The 16,430-nt window shown below is 74.9% G+C and carries 16 protein-coding genes and 1 pseudogene; 11 read left to right on the top strand and 6 right to left on the bottom strand.

Going from position 1 to position 16,430, the window contains the following annotated elements; all coding sequences use genetic code 11:
• The first annotated feature begins 33 nt into the window (after positions 1-33).
• Complete coding sequence (locus ACZ7MY_RS19255) at positions 34-3,231, top strand: hypothetical protein (protein ID WP_499603150.1); 3,198 nt, start codon at positions 34-36, stop codon at positions 3,229-3,231.
• Between the two features lie 97 nt (positions 3,232-3,328).
• On the opposite strand, the gene ACZ7MY_RS19250 is transcribed toward ACZ7MY_RS19255, so the two are convergent.
• Positions 3,329-4,117: a class I SAM-dependent methyltransferase gene (locus ACZ7MY_RS19250; protein WP_499603149.1), complete on the bottom strand. Its 789-nt coding sequence runs from the start codon at positions 4,115-4,117 to the stop codon at positions 3,329-3,331.
• A gap of 22 nt (positions 4,118-4,139) precedes the next feature.
• Positions 4,140-5,378, bottom strand: coding sequence for a DUF4032 domain-containing protein (locus ACZ7MY_RS19245; protein WP_499603148.1), 1,239 nt, complete (start codon positions 5,376-5,378; stop codon positions 4,140-4,142).
• A gap of 66 nt (positions 5,379-5,444) precedes the next feature.
• Between ACZ7MY_RS19245 and ACZ7MY_RS19240 the strand changes: the two genes are divergently transcribed.
• Positions 5,445-6,824: an FAD-dependent oxidoreductase gene (locus tag ACZ7MY_RS19240; RefSeq protein ID WP_499603147.1), complete on the top strand. Its 1,380-nt coding sequence runs from the start codon at positions 5,445-5,447 to the stop codon at positions 6,822-6,824.
• A 16-nt stretch (positions 6,825-6,840) separates the two neighbouring features.
• On the opposite strand, the gene ACZ7MY_RS19235 is transcribed toward ACZ7MY_RS19240, so the two are convergent.
• A complete protein-coding gene (locus ACZ7MY_RS19235; protein ID WP_499603146.1) occupies positions 6,841-7,839 on the bottom strand; it encodes a hypothetical protein in 999 nt (332 codons plus the stop codon).
• A 160-nt stretch (positions 7,840-7,999) separates the two neighbouring features.
• Here ACZ7MY_RS19235 and ACZ7MY_RS19230 point away from each other — a divergent pair, with 160 nt between their 5' ends.
• Both ACZ7MY_RS19230 and ACZ7MY_RS19225 read left to right on the top strand, forming a co-directional pair.
• On the top strand, positions 8,000-8,371 hold the full coding sequence (locus ACZ7MY_RS19230) for a hypothetical protein (protein ID WP_499603145.1): 372 nt from the start codon (positions 8,000-8,002) through the stop codon (positions 8,369-8,371).
• Positions 8,372-8,379: 8 nt separating this feature from the next.
• A complete protein-coding gene (locus tag ACZ7MY_RS19225; RefSeq protein WP_499603144.1) occupies positions 8,380-8,700 on the top strand; it encodes a hypothetical protein in 321 nt (106 codons plus the stop codon).
• 39 nt (positions 8,701-8,739) lie between these two features.
• On the opposite strand, the gene ACZ7MY_RS19220 is transcribed toward ACZ7MY_RS19225, so the two are convergent.
• Complete coding sequence (locus ACZ7MY_RS19220) at positions 8,740-9,060, bottom strand: hypothetical protein (protein WP_499603143.1); 321 nt, start codon at positions 9,058-9,060, stop codon at positions 8,740-8,742.
• A 180-nt stretch (positions 9,061-9,240) separates the two neighbouring features.
• Complete coding sequence (locus ACZ7MY_RS19215) at positions 9,241-9,897, bottom strand: class I SAM-dependent methyltransferase (RefSeq protein ID WP_499603142.1); 657 nt, start codon at positions 9,895-9,897, stop codon at positions 9,241-9,243.
• A 6-nt stretch (positions 9,898-9,903) separates the two neighbouring features.
• Here ACZ7MY_RS19215 and ACZ7MY_RS19210 point away from each other — a divergent pair, with 6 nt between their 5' ends.
• The 7 genes and pseudogenes from ACZ7MY_RS19210 to ACZ7MY_RS19180 all read left to right on the top strand — a co-directional run bounded on the left by ACZ7MY_RS19210 (position 9,904) and on the right by ACZ7MY_RS19180 (position 15,953).
• Positions 9,904-10,239 carry a YnfA family protein gene (locus tag ACZ7MY_RS19210; protein ID WP_499603141.1) on the top strand — a complete coding sequence of 112 codons (336 nt, stop codon included), beginning with the start codon at positions 9,904-9,906 and terminating at the stop codon, positions 10,237-10,239.
• A 134-nt stretch (positions 10,240-10,373) separates the two neighbouring features.
• Entirely contained in the window at positions 10,374-11,144 is a 771-nt protein-coding gene (locus ACZ7MY_RS19205) for an MHYT domain-containing protein (RefSeq protein ID WP_499603140.1), read from the top strand.
• A gap of 59 nt (positions 11,145-11,203) precedes the next feature.
• Positions 11,204-13,741, top strand: a complete 2,538-nt coding sequence (locus tag ACZ7MY_RS19200; RefSeq protein ID WP_499603139.1) for a sensor histidine kinase — start codon at positions 11,204-11,206, stop codon at positions 13,739-13,741.
• Positions 13,738-14,160 (top strand): roadblock/LC7 domain-containing protein, encoded by a 423-nt coding sequence (locus tag ACZ7MY_RS19195; RefSeq protein ID WP_499603138.1) that lies wholly within the window; start codon positions 13,738-13,740, stop codon positions 14,158-14,160. The genes ACZ7MY_RS19200 and ACZ7MY_RS19195 overlap by 4 nt, the downstream gene beginning before the upstream one ends.
• A gap of 14 nt (positions 14,161-14,174) precedes the next feature.
• On the top strand, positions 14,175-14,570 hold the full coding sequence (locus ACZ7MY_RS19190) for a DUF742 domain-containing protein (RefSeq protein ID WP_499603137.1): 396 nt from the start codon (positions 14,175-14,177) through the stop codon (positions 14,568-14,570).
• A pseudogene (locus tag ACZ7MY_RS19185) lies at positions 14,551-15,140 on the top strand (GTP-binding protein). Before ACZ7MY_RS19190 ends, ACZ7MY_RS19185 begins: the two are co-directional and overlap by 20 nt.
• A 147-nt stretch (positions 15,141-15,287) precedes the next feature.
• Positions 15,288-15,953: a hypothetical protein gene (locus tag ACZ7MY_RS19180; protein WP_499603136.1), complete on the top strand. Its 666-nt coding sequence runs from the start codon at positions 15,288-15,290 to the stop codon at positions 15,951-15,953.
• 27 nt (positions 15,954-15,980) lie between these two features.
• Here the strand turns inward: ACZ7MY_RS19180 and ACZ7MY_RS19175 are convergent, their stop codons facing one another.
• On the bottom strand, positions 15,981-16,409 hold the full coding sequence (locus ACZ7MY_RS19175; RefSeq protein WP_499603135.1) for a PPOX class F420-dependent oxidoreductase: 429 nt from the start codon (positions 16,407-16,409) through the stop codon (positions 15,981-15,983).
• Between the last annotated feature and the right edge of the window lie 21 nt (positions 16,410-16,430).

The following is a 16,430-nucleotide window of genomic DNA, read 5'->3' as shown; positions in this document are numbered from 1 at the left end:
ACCGGCTTCGACCACCTGCCCTACCCGGCCCGCATGCGGTCCATCGCCGAGCACGTCCGCTCCCTCGACGACGCCGCCTACCGCGCCGCGCACGCCGCCCTCGATGCCGGCGGCCCGGACGACCGGCACCTCGCGCTCTTCCTCGCCGTCGTCCGCCGTGACCTCGCTGCGGTGGCCGCCGCTCTCGAAGACCCCTTGCTGCGCCGCCGCGCCCTGGCGGCCTCGATCCGGCTCCCCGTCGCCGGCGACGCCCTGGCCCGGCTCGCGTTGGACGGGACGAGGGACGTACGGCACGACACCTTCCGCGTCCTGCGGCTCTCCCGGCGCCGGGAACTCGCCGCCCGGCTGCTGCCCCAGGTGCGTGAGCGCCATGGCGACAGCGAGGCGGCCCACCTGCTGCCGGCGTGTGCGCCCGACGCCGTGGCGGAGTGGCTGCCCCGCCTCGACGTGCCCCACGGCGTGCTCGTGCCGCTCGCCCGGACCGCACCCGGAGCGGTCGCGGCCCACCTGGTCGGCCTCGGCGAGCAGTCCTACGACCACTACTCCTGGTACACCGTCATGCGCCGTCACTGGCAGCTCGCCGAGACCGTCGCCCGCCGGGACCCCGCAGCCGCGGTACTGCTCGCCGAGAAGGCACCGCACTTCATGACGGACGTGGTGACCGCCGCCGCGCTGCGCCGGCCCCGGGATCTGCTCGCCGCCGTCCGCCGGGCGCGCCCGGAGAGCCTGCCGCTCCAGGGAACGCCGCTGTCCCGGCGTGTCCGGCGCGCGCTCCGCGACCTGACGCCGGAGGAACTCGCCACCCTCGCCTCCGTCTTCCGCACCCCGGACGAGTGCCCTCCAGGGCCGGCCGACGCGCTCACCGCGGATCCGCTCCTCGTCCTCCTGTCCGCCGGCCTGCGGGCCGGTCTCGTCCGGGAGCGGATGCCCGCCCCGGAGAGCCGCGAGACGATTCCCTTCCGCAGCATCGCCGCGCTGGAGCCCGAGGAGCGTGCCGCGCTCGTGCGGCCGATGCTGCGGGCGCGTCCCGGTCGACGGGACCGCTTCTGGCCGGTCATCGGCACGCTGCTGCCACTCCCCGAGGCCGAGGAGCTGTATCGGCAGGCCACCGACAGCTTCGCCCCCCACGTGCGGCGGGACGCCTGGCCCGCGCTGCTCGCCGCCGCCGCGCACCACGGTGACCCCGCGGAGTACGGGCGGGTGTTCGCCTCCTGCGAGCGTGCCTGGCACGACCAGTTCGGCGTGCGCCAGGCCGCGCTCGCGCAGGCGGGCGCCGCTCCCACCCGGCTGCTGGCCGCCGTCCCCTATGCGGCGTTGCGGGATGCCGCCCTCACCACGGTCCAGTCCGGGGACTCCACCGCCTACACCCTGGAGTGCGCGGATCGCCTGCTGCGACGCGTCGTCCTGGGCGCCGCTGCGCACGGCGACCACGGTCGTGCCGCGGCCGTCGCGCTGCTGCTCGCACAGGTCGTCGCCGATCCACGTCACCAGGGGGCGCGGGCACCGCTCGTCGTGGACCGCGCCACCGCCCGGGCGATCTGGTCGGCGGCGCCGCAGGAGGGCGCTGCGTCCGGGAAGGTGCTCGGGCTCGCCGTGCTGCTGGAACGACACGCTTCCGCGCTCCCCGGATGCGACGCCCTCCTCGCCCGCACCGCGCTCGAGGACGAGGACCCCGCCGTCCGGGCGCGCGCCGCCGAGGCATGGCTGGCCGACCCCGCGAAGCGCGAGGAACGCGTCGCCCGGCTCCTTGCCTCCGGGCGGGCGCTCACCGATGTGCCCCGCGTGCTGTGGACGGTGGTGCGCCGCCGCACCGACCTGCTCGAGGCACTGCTGTCGGTCGAGGGCAGCGGTGCCCGGGTGCCCCGGCTTCCGGAGACCGCCGCGGGCCGCTGGCTGCCCGCGCAGCGCGCCGCTTTCGTCCGCCGCCTCACGGCCGTCGCCGATGACCCCGAGCTTCCCATGCGGCGGCGTGTCGATGCGGCGGTCCTGTTGCGGGACGCCCCCGCTCTGCGACGGCTGGTCGCGAACGGGGCACCACAGCCCGTCGTGGCCGCCGCTTTGACTTCCCTCGGACGTGTGGCGGACCGCGGCCCGCTCGAGCCGTTGCTGGAGCACGCCGCCCTGGGCGGGGTCCGCGGCCGTGCCGCGATGGCGGGGCTGCGCCGACTCCTCGACACAGTCCCGGACGCAGAGGCCCTCGAACGACTGGGCGGGATCGTGTGCGACCCGCGGGCGCCGGTCGGTTCACGGAAGGAGGCGGCGCGCGCCCTCGGCGAACGGCCCGGCGGGGAGGCCTTCGGCGTCGTGCTCGCCGCCTGGGACGTGCCGGACCAGCATCGCGACGTACTCGCCGTGCTGGCGGCCCCGTTGACCCGCCGCCTCGAACACCCCGGGGTCGCCGCCCGGTTGCGCCGTGGGTTGGCCCACGAGTCCGTACGTGAGGAGGTCCTGCGCCGCCGCCCCGGCCTCGCGCCGGCCGCCCGGGTGACGTACAACCGCTTCCTGGCCGAGGTGGTGCGTGAAGGCGGTGCTACGGAGGTCGTGACCGCGGCCTGCACTGCCTTGGGCAACACCGGCGGCGCGCAGGGCGCCGACGAGGCGGTCGCCGCCGCGCTTGCGGTCGCGCTGGCCCACGAGGCCCGCTCGCGGGAGGAGCGGCTCGCCGCCGGGACCGTGCTCGGCGCGCTCGCCCGGTCCGGGCCCGCTGTCGCCGAGCTGCGGAGGGCGCTGGACGCCCTCGTGGAGCAGGCGGAGCTGTCCGCGCTCCACTCCCTGGCGACGGGCCGGCGGCCACCCGTCGCGGCGGTGCACGATGCGTACGCCGACGCCCTCGAACGGGCGGGGCTGCCAGGGGCAGCCACCCGCGTCGCCTACGAGGCGGCTTTCACGGCAGTGCGCGAGGGAGACGGCGGCCTGGCCCGCTGGGACCGCTGTGTGCGGCTCGCCGAGCGGCATCCGGACACCCTCGGTTCCGGCGCCTCCCCCCAGCCGGTCTCCGGCGCCCCTGAACCGTTCGGGCCGATGCTCGACGTGGCCCGCGACTTGGGCGGGCGCACGAGTGCCGTCGCGGGGCTGCTGGCCGTGCGCCTCGTCGACCACGGCGGTAGATCCAGCGGGTGGGCGGATCCCTGGCCGGCCGAGCTGACCGCCCTGCGCGGCCACCCCGCCCCGGACGTGGCGGAGGCGGCGCTGATCGTGGGGCTGCGGCGGGAGGCCTCCGTAGCCGGGTAGGACGTGGGCCTGTGAATCGCGCGGTACTGGCGGCCGGTCGGGCCGGGCGCGCGGCCGGTCGCCGTGCTCCGTGTGGGCGCCGGCCGCGTCGCGTCCGTCACAGACGCCGTGTCATGCGCAGTTCCGTCAGGTACCGCTTGACGACGCGGCCGCCGTGGCGGCCGTCGATCAGCGCGCGGATACAGCCGAGCAGCCCCTGCCTGCGGGCGGCGGACAGGGCGCGGTGGTTGGAGTAGCTGAGCAACAAGTCCAGGTACTCGTCCGTGCTGTACGGCAGTTCGCGCTCGTAGCGGTGGAAGACGGCCGGCCCGAAGCGCCCGGAGCGGTCCGTCTCCCCGCTGTCGGCGGGCACGAGTGCCGCCGCGCGTGGCCGAAGGCCCGGCGGCGTCGCCGGGTCGAAGCGCTCGTAGCACTCCTGGACGTCCGCGAAGAAGGACCGGGTGCCGCCGTCCACGTGGTGGGTGCCGATGACGGCCAGCACCCCGCCGGGGCGCAACGCGTCGGCGGACTTCACGACTGCCACGGCGGGGTCGATCCAGTGGAACGCCGTGGCCGAGACGACGGCGTCGAACGGCTCGTCCGGAAGCGGCCACTCCTCGAACGCCGAGACGACCACCTCGACCCCGGGGAACCCGGCGAGCCGGCGCCGGGCAACCGCCGCCATGGACGCGCCCAGCTCGACGGCCGTCACGCGCAAGCCGCGCTCCGCGAGCGGCACGGTGGCCTGCCCGGTCCCGCAGCCGATCTCCAGCACGCGAGCGCCGGGACCGAGCCCCGCGACCCCGGCCAGGTCGTCGAAGACCACGCCGGGATACCCGGGGCGGACCCGGTCGTACAGCTCGGCGTCCTCGCCGAAGACGCCCCTCAGCGAACTCCGGTCGCCCACCCGTCGAGAATACGGCCCGTGCCTAGTCCGGCGGCAGGGGAACGGCCGGCCCCTGCGGCGACGCGAGGAGCACGTTGTGGATGTAGTCCTCGACCGCCGCGTCCAGGCCCACGTCGCCCTGGGCCCGCTCCGACATGAGCCAGCGGTGCTCCAGCAGCTCGTGGTAGATCTGCGCGGTGTCCAGCGAACCGCGCAGCTCGCGCGGCACGGCGCGGACCGTCGGGCGGAAGACGTCGCGCACCCACCGGTGGGCCAGCACCTCCGGGCGGGCGCCCAGCGGGTCGCCCGGGGCGTAGTCCTCCTGGCTCGCCATCCACGTCTCGAGGTCGTTGAGGAGGCTGCGGGCCTGGTTCTCCTCGGCGTCCAGGCCGGTGAGGCGCAGCAACTGGCGCTGGTGGTGCCCGGCGTCCACGACCTTGGGCAGGAAGGTGACGTCGTCGCCGTCGGGCGACTTCTGGATCTGCATCTCCGCCACGTCGAAGCCGAGCTCGTTGAGCCGCCGGATGCGCCGGTCGATGTAGTGCCGCTTCGCCACCGGGTACACCGACTCGCGGGTGAGCTCGTGCCACAGCTCCTCGTAGCGGTCCGCGATGGCCTGCCCGAAGGTGACCGGGTCCACCGACGGGTGCAGCGATCCGCCCGCCTCCAGGTCCATCAGCTCGCCCGCGATGTTCACCCGGGCCACCTCGATGTCGTACTCCCGCTGGCCGCGCGAGAGGGTGGGCTGGATCTGCCCGGTCTCCGCGTCCACCAGGTAGGCGGCGTAGGCGCCCGCGTCACGGCGGAAGAGGGTGTTCGACAGCGAGCAGTCGCCCCAGGCGAAGCCCGCCAGGTGCAGTCGGACCAGCAGCACCGCGAGCGCGTCCAGGAGCCGGTTGACCGTGCCCGGGCGCATCGTCGTCTCGAACATCGAGCGGTACGGCTGAGAGCCTCCCAGGTGGCGGGTGATCAGCACCGGCTCCAGGGGCTCGCCGCGGTCGTCGGTGCGGCCGGTGACGACGGCGAGGGCGTCGACCGCGGGTATGCCCATGCGGTCCAGGTCGCGCAGCAGACCGTACTCGCGGACGGCCGCCCACTCGCCGACCTCCTTGACCGCCACGACCTCGTCGCCGGCCAGGGCGAAGCGGACGACGTGCCGCGAGATGCCGCGCGGCAGCGACACCAGGTGCTCCTCGGGCCACTCCTCCAGCGGCACGTTCCACGGCAGGTCGAGGAGGGTCGCCGGATGGTCCGGGGAGGTCGCGGTGATCTGCAGGTCCATGCCGCCCAGTCTGCGGCAACGGGTTGACCGGGCGGGACACCGGGGGCGGCGCATACGCTGCGGGACATGAGGGAACGGCTGGTGGTCATCGGTGGGGACGCCGCAGGGATGTCGGCGGCGTCGCAGGCGCGCAGGAGGAAGGGGCCGGACGAACTGGAGGTGATCGCCTTCGAACGCGGGCGGCGCACCTCCTACTCGGCCTGCGGTATCCCGTACTGGATCGCGGGCGACGCCGCAGGACCGGAGAAGCTGATCGCCCGCACCCCCGAGAAGCACCGCTCCCACGACATCGACGTCCGGCTCGGCACCGAGGTCGTCGAGATCGACCGGGACCGCGGCCGGGTGCGCACCCGTGACGTCCTCGGGGCCGAGGAGTGGACGGGGTACGACCAGCTCGTCGTCGCCACCGGCGCCGTGCCCAAGCGGCCCCCGATCCCCGGCATCGACGCGGACGGCGTGTACGGGGTGCAGATCCTCGACGACGGCGAGGACATCATCGACGCCCTCGCCGACAGGTCCCCGCGGAACGCCGTCGTGGTCGGCGGCGGCTACATCGGCGTGGAGATGGCCGAGGCCATGCTGCGGCACGGGCTGCGGGTCACCCTCGTGGAAGCCGCCGAGCAGCCCATGGCGACCCTCGACCCGGACATGGGCCGGCTCGTGCGGGAGGCCATGGAGGGGCTCGGCATCACCGTCGTCACCGGAGCGCCGGTGCGCGAGGTGCTCACCGGGACGGACGGCCGGGTCCGCGCCGTGGCCACCGACGGGGGCGAGTACCCCGCGGACGTCGTCGTGCTCGGTCTCGGCGTCGCGCCCAGCACCGGCCTCGCCCGCGACGCGGGGCTGCCGCTCGGCGCGTACGGCGGGCTGCTCACCGACCGCGCGATGCGCGTGCGCGGCGAGGAGGCGATCTGGGCGGGCGGCGACTGCGTGGAGGTCCTCAACCTGGTCTCCGGCGCCATGCAGCACATCCCGCTGGGCACCCACGCCAACAAGCAGGGCCGGGTCATCGGCACCAACATCGGCGGCGGTTACGCCACCTTCCCCGGCGTCGTGGGCACCGCCGTCAGCAAGGTCTGCGACCTGGAGATCGCCCGCACGGGACTGAAGGAGTCGCAGGCGCGCGCCGCCGGGCTGCAGTACGTCACCGCGGTCATCGAGTCGACCAGCAGGGCCGGCTACTACCCCGGCGCCGCCCCGATGACGGTCAAGGCCATCGCCGAGCGGCTCACCGGGCGGCTGCTCGGGCTGCAGATCGTCGGCCGCGAAGGCGCGGGCAAGCGGGTGGACATCGGCGCGGTGGCGCTCACCGCGGGCATGACGGCCGAGCAGATGACCGCGCTCGACCTGGGCTACGCCCCGCCGTTCTCGCCGGTGTGGGACCCGGTCCTGATCGCCGCGCGCAAGGTCGACGGCAAGGTCCGGGCGGACGGCCAGGGCGCCTGACCGCACGCGTGCGCGCTCAGGAGGGGCGTACGGCCAGCTTCTCCAGGGACTCCAGCAGGCCGGGGAGCTCCGGCCCCCGGCCGACCGGCAGCACCTCGCCGGGCTCCTCGTCGAGCAGCACGAAGGCGATGTCGTCCGTACGGGCCACCAGGCTCCAGTCCTCGCCGTCCACGCGCAGGGTTCGGACGCCCTCGCCGGCCGCGGTCGAGCGTATGCGGCCGGGGGGCGGGGGCGTCCGCAGGTACTCCTGGGCGGCCACCAGTGCGCGGCGGACCCCGGGGTGGAGGCCGCCGGCGCCGGGCTCCGGGGCACCGGGCCCGGCGGCCTTGGGCTCGGGGCCGGCGGTGCCGGTGCCGGCGGACCCGGTGCCGTCGGGTTTCTTACCGGAGCCCTCGGCGGAGTCCTTCCCGGACGGCTCAGGAGACCGCTCCCCGGAGTCCTTGCCGGCCTGCGCGGTCGTACCCGGCGCATCGGAACCGACGGTGCCGCCGGTGTCCTTCGCCTCGCCCTCCTCGTCCGAGGTGTCCGACTCGTCCCCCGCGTCGAGCTGTTCCCGCCAGACCCGCCAGCGGAGCGCTATCTCGTCGGCGCCGAGGCGACGCTGCGCCGGCCCCCACGTCGTGGTGTCCGGCGGCGAGAGCGGCGGGCCGCTCTCCTCCTCCGGCGGATCATGGGGATCGGGGACGCCGGGCGCCGCCACCGCGACCGGCAGCGGCCAGCCGGGCAGGGCGGCGACGACGGAGCGTGCGTCGGGGGAGAGGTCGTACTCCAGCCCGCAGTCCCACGCGGCGAGGGCGCACGCCACCATCGCCGTGTCGCTGATCGCCACCGTCCACCGGGCGCCCGTCCCGTCCTGGCCGAAGACGAGGCCGTAGCCGTCGTCCACCGGCTGCAGCCCGAGTTCGGCGCAGGCCGCCGGATAGTCGTCGGCCAGGACGCCCGGGAACTGCGCGGGCGTCAGCATCGCCGCCGTGAGCACGAACAGCGCTTCGTCGTCCGTCGCGGACACGGGCATCCCCTCTCCGGTGTGTTCGCAGTGGTGGGCGCACCCTAACCACCGGGTAACACCCGCGTCGAGACCGGGGCCGGGCCTGTGAAAAACCGTTCGGCGGCCGGATCGCCGCCTTCTAGGCTCATGGCATGGTCAACTCCCGCCCCCACCACGGCGGCCGCCCGTGAGGAAGCGGCGCCGTCGCCTCCGCTTCGACGGCCGCGAGTTCGTGTGGACGGCCCGCATCGGGCACGCCGGCCAGTCCGACGGCACCTGCCGTCGTGTGGTCCTCGTCCGCGTGACGGACGCCGTCGCCCCCGGTGGCCGTGCCCTCGTCGCCGATCTCGTGTCGGCCTCCGGGCCCGGACCGTGGGGGTACTGCGTCACCGACACCGCCCATCCCACCCCGCGGGACGTGCGCCTGCTCGTGGAGCACGCGCTCTCCGCCGGCTGGGATCCCACCGTCCGCGGAACCCCCCTCGTGCTCACCGCGGGCGGCGGCGACCCCGGCCTCCCGGGGTTCCGGCTGCCCGCGGACGGGAACTCCCCTGGGTGAGAGGGGTGATGCGGATGGCCACCTGGCTCCGGAGGTTCACCGACGCGCGGCCGTCCGGGAGGTCCGCGAAGCCCCCGCCGCCCGGCGCGGAGCCGTCACGCCGCGCGCCCCGCGAGCGCAACCTCTTCGAAGCGGCGGCAGCCCATGTCGCGGCCTCCGTCGAAGGGGACGAGGAGGCGGTCGAGGCCGCTTCGGCGCGTGTCGCACCGGAGGCGCTGATGTTCGGGATCAGCGAACTCGCGCGGCGCGCCGTCGTGGTGCTCGCCCAGGAGCGCGGCGTCCCGCCGCGCGTGGTCGCCCGGTCGCTGCTCGGGCTCCCCGAGGTCTGAGGCGCCCGCCGCCCGGGTGCCGTGGCCCCGGCCGGGCCGTCAGCCCCGGGCCTCCACGACGGGCGTGGCCGCGGACTCCCGGGGGCCGTACCCGGGGAGGAAGAGCCGCATGGAGCAGTGGTCCTCGGCCTCCACGCCGACCTCCGTGCCCCAGTAGGCGCTCAGCCGGTGGGCGACGTCGACCAGCCGTCGCCGCTCCTCGGGCGAGTACGCCGGGAAGCGCACCCAGCCGCGGTCGGAGACGGCGCGGCCGAGGTCGTTGAAGAGCGCGGACCGTGCCCGCTGCTCCTCCTCGTCCGACAGCGGGGTCGGGTCCCCCTCGCGCGGCACCAGCCGGACGTTGTACAGCTCTCGGGTCACGGGTGGCCTCGCACTCCTCGTCGTTCGGACGTCCGCAGGCTACCGCTGGGCGAGGGGAAGGCGGCGCTCAGCCGAGTTCCGCCCGCGCGGTGGTGCGGGCGATCGGCGGTGAGACCTTTGTGACGGTCCCGCTTCCGGTCGCCGGCGCCGGTCACGACATCGTGGTCGGCAACCCGCCGCCTACACCGTCGCCGTCGCCATTGCGAGGAACCGCTCGTCGGTGTCGGTGTAGGAGGTCATGGTCCATCCCGAGGACTCCAGCAGGGGCCCGAGGTTGGGCTCGGCGCGCAGGTCGTCCGGGGTCAGCTCACGGCTCTGCCGGGCGGCCAGCGCCGCCCGGCCGATCGGGTGGAAGAGGGCCAGCCGGCCGCCGGGCCGGGTGACCCGGGCCAGCTCCCGCAGGCAGGACCGAGGTTCCGGCAGGTGCCCGATCAGCCCCGCGGCGAAGACGGCGTCCATGGTGGCGTCGCGCAGCGGTAGCCGGGCGCAGTCGGCCAGCAGCAGGGCGCCGTGTTCCCGGCGCCCGGCCCGTACCGCGGCACCCAGCATCTCGGGGGTCAGGTCGGCGCCGACGACCGTCCCGGAGGCGCCCACGGCCGCGCGCAGGAAGGGCAGCGCCCTGCCGGTGCCGCATCCCGCGTCGAGCGCCGCCTGGCCGTCCCGCAGGCCCAGTTCGGCCACGCCGGCCCGGTAGGCGGGCGCGTCGTCGGGATAGCGCGTCTCCCAGTCGGCGGCGCGGGCGGCGAAGAACGCGCGGATCTGCGCGGGGTCGGTGTGCACGGCGGTCCACCTCCGGTTCGGGGCGCGCCCCGGGGCGCACGGGACGCGGGGCATCATGGTCGCATGATCCCGTTCCGTTCCGTCGTCCTGTTCCTGCTTGCCGCGCTGCTGGAGATCGGTGGCGCCTGGCTGGTCTGGCAGGGGCTGCGGGAGCACCGGGGATGGGCGTGGATCGGGGCCGGCGTCATCGCCCTGGGCCTGTACGGGTGCGTCGCCACCCTGCAGCCGGACGCCGAGTTCGGCCGCATCCTCGCCGCCTACGGCGGGGTGTTCATCGCGGGCTCGCTCGCGTGGGGGATGGTGGCGGACGGCTTCCGGCCCGACCGCTACGACGTGACGGGCGCCCTGGTGTGCCTGGTGGGCGTCGGAATCATCATGTACGCGCCGCGCGGTGGCTGAAACACGCTTCCCTTGTGCAGGTTCGTGCCGCACGCGATCGTCGGGGACCGCATCCTGAAAGCACGCTGTCAAATAAGGCAGGGTTACGACATGGCCCGAGCGTGCGACCACCCCCGCACTAGCGTCCCGGGGCCATGGGACACATCGACCACGCCGCCTTCGGCTGGCTGACCCCGCTGCTCTCGTACGCCATGGCGTGCGTCGGCGCCGCGCTGGGGCTGCGCTGCACCGTACGGGCCCTGGCCGCGACCGGCCGTTCCCGGCGCAACTGGCTGCTCACCGCCGCCAGCGCCCTCGGCACGGGCATCTGGACGATGCACTTCGTCGCCATGCTCGGCTTCCGCGTCACCGGCACCGAGATCCGCTACAACGTCCCCCTGACCGTCCTCAGCCTCGTCGTCGCCATGGTGGTGGTCGGCCTCGGAGTCTTCGCCGTCGGTTACGGCGGCGGCCGCTTCCGGGCCCTCGTGGCCGGCGGCCTCACCACGGGCGTCGGCGTGGCCAGCATGCACTACCTGGGCATGGCCGCCGTCCGGCTGCACGGAGCGGTGTCCTACGAACCGTGGCTCGTGGCGCTGTCCGTCGTCATCGCCTGGGCCGCCGCGACCGCCGCCCTGTGGGCCGCGCTCACCATCCGCCGCCCCGTGGTCGTCGCCGGCGCCTCCCTGGTGATGGGCGCCGCGGTCAGCAGCATGCACTACACCGGGATGCTCGCCGTGCAGGTCCGGGTCCGGCCCTCGGCGGAGGTGCTGCCCGGTTCCGGCGCGACCGCGTTCCTCTTCCCCCTCATCGTCGGTCTCGGCTCCTACCTCTTCCTGACCTCCGCCTTCGTCGCGCTCTCCCCGACGGCGAGGGAACGCATCGCCTCCGCGACCGCCCAGCGCGTCGGCGAGGGGGCCCTGTGACGCCGCCACGGGGCCGCAGAGCGCACGCCGGCCTCCCCGCGGACGAGGAGACCCCGGGCATGACCGACGGCGCAGGGGGCGTGGGGACGCGGGGCCGGCTGAGCCTGCGGCCGCGGAGCGTACGCGCGAAGATCGTGTCCCTCCTGATGGTGCCCGTCGTCTCCCTGATGGCGCTGTGGGCCTTCGCCGCCGTCACCACGGCCCAGGACCTCTCCGGGCGGCTGCGTGCACAGCGCTTTGCAGAAACGATCCGCGAGCCGGTCGCCGACACCGTGACCGCCCTGCAGGCCGAACGCCGCGCCGCCACCCGCTACCTGGCCCGTCCCACCAGCGGGGCCGCCGCAGAACTGAGCAGACGCGCCACGGCCACCGACCGGGCCGCCGCCCTGCTGCAACTGGGCGGCGGCCACACCGTCGCCGACGGCACCGGTCTGCCGGGCACCGCGGCCGTACGGGTCCGCACCTTCGTCGGCGACCTGCAGCGCCTGCGGGCACTGCGCCCCGGCATCACCCGCGGAGCGGCGGACTGGCGGCAGACGTACCGCTCCTACACCGACGCCGTCACCGACGGCTTCGCGATCGGCGGCGCCCTTGCGACGTCCCGAGGCGAGCGCACGGCCCTGGAGATCGGCCGCGCCGCGGAACAGCTGTCCCGGGAGGACGCCCTGCTCGTAGCGGCCGCCCTCACCCGCGACCTGCCCACGGACCGCTACCGCGACCTGAGCGGCGCCGTCACCGCCCGCCGCGTCCTGCTCGCCGGGTCCGTCGCCGACCTCGGCGGCGACGCGCGAACCGCCTGGGAACGGCTGGCCCGCTCCACCGCGTACACGGACCTCGAGGCCATGGAGGACGCCGTCCTCGGCGCCGGGCCCGGCAAAGCGGCTGCGGCCGGGGTGACGTCCGATTCCTGGGACCAGGCCGCGGCACAGGTGCTGTCCGGGCTCGGCAAGGTCGCCACCTCCGCCGCGCCCGCCGACCGGACCGTCGTCCAGGGGCTGTTGAGCACCTCGGGCATCGCCGTCCTGCTCGGCCTCCTGGGCGTCGTCGCCTCCCTCTTCATCTCCGTACGGATCGGCCGCGGCCTCGTCGTGGAACTGATCGGCCTGCGCAACACCGCGCTCGAACTCGCCCGCCGCAAACTGCCGCGGGCCATGCGACGGCTCCGCGCCGGCGAGGAGATCGACCTCGGCAAGGAGGCGCCCCTCGGCAGGCACGGCGCCGACGAGATCGGCCAGGTGGCCGAGGCGCTGGCCACCGTGCAGCGCGCCGCGCTCCGTGCCGCCGCGGAGCGTGCCGAACTCGTCAACGGGGTCTCCGGGGTCTTCGTCAACCTCGCCCGGCGCAGCCAGGTGCTGGTGCACCGTCAGCTGGCGCTGCTGGACAGCATGGAACGGCGCACCGAGGACCCGGGTGAGCTGGAGGACCTGTTCCGGCTCGACCACCTCACCACCCGCATGCGGCGGCACGCCGAGGGCCTGATCATCCTCTCCGGCTCCGCTCCGGGCCGCGCCTGGAGCAGGCCGGTGCCCCTCACCAATGTGGTGCGCGCCGCCGTCGCGGAGGTCGAGGACTACGCCCGTGTCGAGGTACGCCGGCTGCCCCTGGCGGCGGTCGTCGGTTCCGCCGTCGCCGACCTCACCCATCTGATCGCCGAACTCGTCGAGAACGCGACCCAGTTCTCCCCGCCGCACACCAAGGTGCGCGTCTACGGCGAGCAGGTCGGCAACGGCTACGCCCTGGAGATCGAGGACCGCGGCCTCGGTATGGGCAAGGAGGCGATGGCCGAGGCCAACCGGCGCATCGCGCAGACCCAGGCGCTCGACCTGTTCGACAGCGACCGGCTGGGACTGTTCGTCGTCAGCCGGCTCGCCCGGCGGCACGACGTCAAGGTGTCCCTGCGCTCCTCCCCGTACGGCGGCACCACCGCCGTCGTCCTGCTGCCCACCGCCCTGCTCGACATGAGGGCACCCGAGGCCCGCGCCCCACGGGGTGCCGGGACGGGGGGCGCGGCGTCCGGCCCGCACGGCCCCCGCCAGGGGGCCGCGGAGGTCCCGCCCCCGGCGGCGGTCTCCCCGCGCGGCGACGGCGACGGGCTGCCGCGCCCCTCCACGCCCCGGCCCGTCCGCCGGCCGGAGCCCGTGACGGCGTCCGTACCCGCCCCCGCCCGCGGTGGCGCGCCCGCTCCCGCCGCTGTCGGCGCCCCCGGGGCCGCGCCTGCCACGGACGGCGGACTCCCGCGCCGGGTACGCCGCGCGAGCCTCGCTCCGCAGCTCCTGGAGCCCCGCGCACCCGAACACGTCCCCGGGCCGCTGGAGGCGGGGCACGACCTCCCCGAGCGGACGGCGGAGCAGGCGCGTTCGACGATGGCCGCCTTCCGCCGCGGCTGGATCCGCGGCGGCGGTGCCGGAGCACGCGACGCCGCCGACGGCGGACCGGGCGGCGCGCGCCCTCCGCGGCCCGCCCCGGACCACGGCGGCACCCGGCCCGCACCCGGAGGGCCCGGCCACGGGCACGGCCCGGACCGAGCGGACGGGGACGGCGAGCAGGACGCCGCCCGCACCACCGACCTGGCACCCCGCGAAGGAGAGCATGGATGATCGACGCATCGAACCGGTCCGTTGAACTGGACTGGCTGCTGGACGACCTGACCGACCGGGTGGCCCACGTCCGTCACGCCGTGGTGCTGTCGGGCGACGGCCTGGCCGTGGGCTCGTCGCGTGGGCTGACCCGGGAGGACGCCGAACACCTGGCGGCCGTCGCCTCGGGTTTCCACAGCCTCGCCAAGGGCGCCGGACGCCACTTCGCGGCCGGCCGGGTCCGGCAGACCCTGGTCGAACTCGACCAGGGTTTCCTCTTCGTGGCCGCCGCCGGCGAGGGGTCGTGCCTCGCGGTGTTCACCGGTGCGGACGCCGACGTCGGCCTGATCGCCTACGAGATGGCGCGCCTCGTCAAGCGCGTGGGCGAGCACCTGCACACCCCGGCGCGCCTCGGTGCCGCCGGTCCGGCCGCCGGCTGACCGGCGTACGGGTGATGGACCGCGGCTACCCGCGCGGGCCGGACGGCCGCTGGTACGACGACGCGGCCGGGCCCCTGGTGCGTCCGTATGCCTTGACGGGCGGCCGTACGCGGCCCGGCACCGCGGTCGCCGCCCTGGACCTGATCGCCCTGGTGCTCGCCGAACCCGGCGCCGCCGACGATCCCGCGCTCGAACCGGAGCACAACGCGCTGCTGGCGCTGTGCCGTGACGAGCCCCTGTCGGTCGCGGAGCTGGCGGCCGACACCGACCTGCCGCTGGGGGTCGTCCGCGTCCTCCTCGGCGACCTCCTGACGCTCGGCAGCGTACGGGTGAGCACCCCCGTGGCGCCGGCGCACCTACCCGACGAGCGCATCCTGCGAGAGGTGATCGATGGACTCCGGGCACTCTGAGACGCCGGTCATGGCCCTGAAGATCCTCATCGCGGGGGGCTTCGGGTCGGCAAGACCACCATGGTGGGCGCGGTCAGCGAGATCCGGCCGCTGCGCACCGAGGAGCAGCTGACCGAGGCCGGACGGCACGTGGACGACACCCTGGGTGTCGAGCGGAAGTCCACCACCACCGTGGCGATGGACTTCGGCAGGATCACCATTCGGGCGGGGCTGTCGCTCTACCTGTTCGGCACTCCCGGCCAGGACCGCTTCTGGTTCCTGTGGGACGAACTGTCACAAGGGGCGCTCGGCGCGGTCGTGCTGGCCGACACCCGTCGCCTGGAGGACTGCTTCCCGGCCGTGGACTTCTTCGAGCACCGCAAGATCCCGTTCGCCGTCGCCGTCAACCGCTTCCCCGGAGCGCTGGAGCATCGCCCCGAGGACATCGCGCGCGCCCTCGACCTGCAGGACGGCACACCGGTCGTCCTCTGCGACGCCCGGGACCGGGCCTCGGGCAAGGAGGTGCTGATCGCCCTCGTCGAGCATGCGGGGCGGATGCACGCGGCCCGCCTTCTGGAGTCGGTGCGCTGACGCCCCCTGCACGGGGCGGGGCACCTTAGCAGAACGGGACCCGTGATGAAGGAATTCACAGTGCATTGAGAGAGGGCCGAACCGGGTGCGTACAGGTGGCCAGACGGGGCGCACGGGCCCCGCGCCCCTACCGCTCAAGGAGTCCAGATGCACAAGCGGATCGGTGCCGCAGTCGCCGGAACGGCCGCTGCCCTCCTCCTCGCCACCGCCTGCGGCGGGTCGAACGGCTACAACCAGGCCAGCAGCGTGGCGCCGGCGGCCCAGCAGCAGGACGCGGTCCAGTCCGCCCAGCCGGGCACCGGGTCCTCCTCGGGCGACTACGGGTACGACAGCGAGACCTCGGCCGACCCCTCCTCGGGCACCGGTGATGGATACGCCGGCGGTACGGACGACAGCTCCGACAGCGGCACCACGGACGCGGCCTCCGACAAGAAGTGGCCCATCCTCTCCGTCGTCAACGACGCCAAGCTCGGCGACATCCTCGTCGACGCCAAGGGCCGCACCCTGTACCGCTTCGACAAGGACACCGACTGGCCGATGGTGTCCAACTGCACTGGCGAGTGCCTGAAGAAGTGGCCGGCCGCCAAGCCCGTCACCAAGGCGCAGGCCGAGGCCGCCGGCCTCAACCCCAAGCTCGTCAGCACCTACACCCGGCCGGACGGCACCAAGCAGCTGTCGTACAACTGCTGGCCCGTCTACTGGTACGTCGGCGACACCAAGCCCGGCGACACCAACGGCCACGGCGTGGGCGGCACCTGGTGGGCGATGGGCGCCAACGGCAAGAAGGCCAACGGCGGCAAGCCGATCCGCTGACGCGGGCCGGGCTTCGGCCCGAGGGGCTCAGTCCGCCACACCGGACTCGGCGAGCACCTTGTCGATCCGCATCCGCACGAGGAGTTCACCGGGCACCCCATTGCGGGCCCCGAACGCCTCGGCGACGTCCTCGCCCATGTAGCGGGCGGCGATGCGGGTGGCCCACTCCCGCAGGGGACCGGGATCCTCGCTCACCTCGGCCCGCCCCTGCAGCACCACGTACGCGAACGGCGGCCGGTCATCGTCCACGCACAGGGCGATCCGGCCGTCGCGCGTGATGTTGCGGCCCTTGACCGTGGCCTTGCCCGTGTTGAACACGACGTCGTCGCCGTCCAGCAGGAACCAGACGGGCGCCACATGAGGCGTGCCGTCCGCCCGCGTCGTCGCCAGCTTCCCCGTGCGCGTCCCGGCGGAGACGAAGGCCCGCCACTCTTCTTCGGTCATCCTGTGTCCCATGCCCCCATCCTGCCCCGGACG

It is taken from the genome of Streptomyces sp. NPDC111520, assembly GCF_055635295.1.
This window is presented reverse-complemented; position numbering and strand designations above follow the sequence as displayed.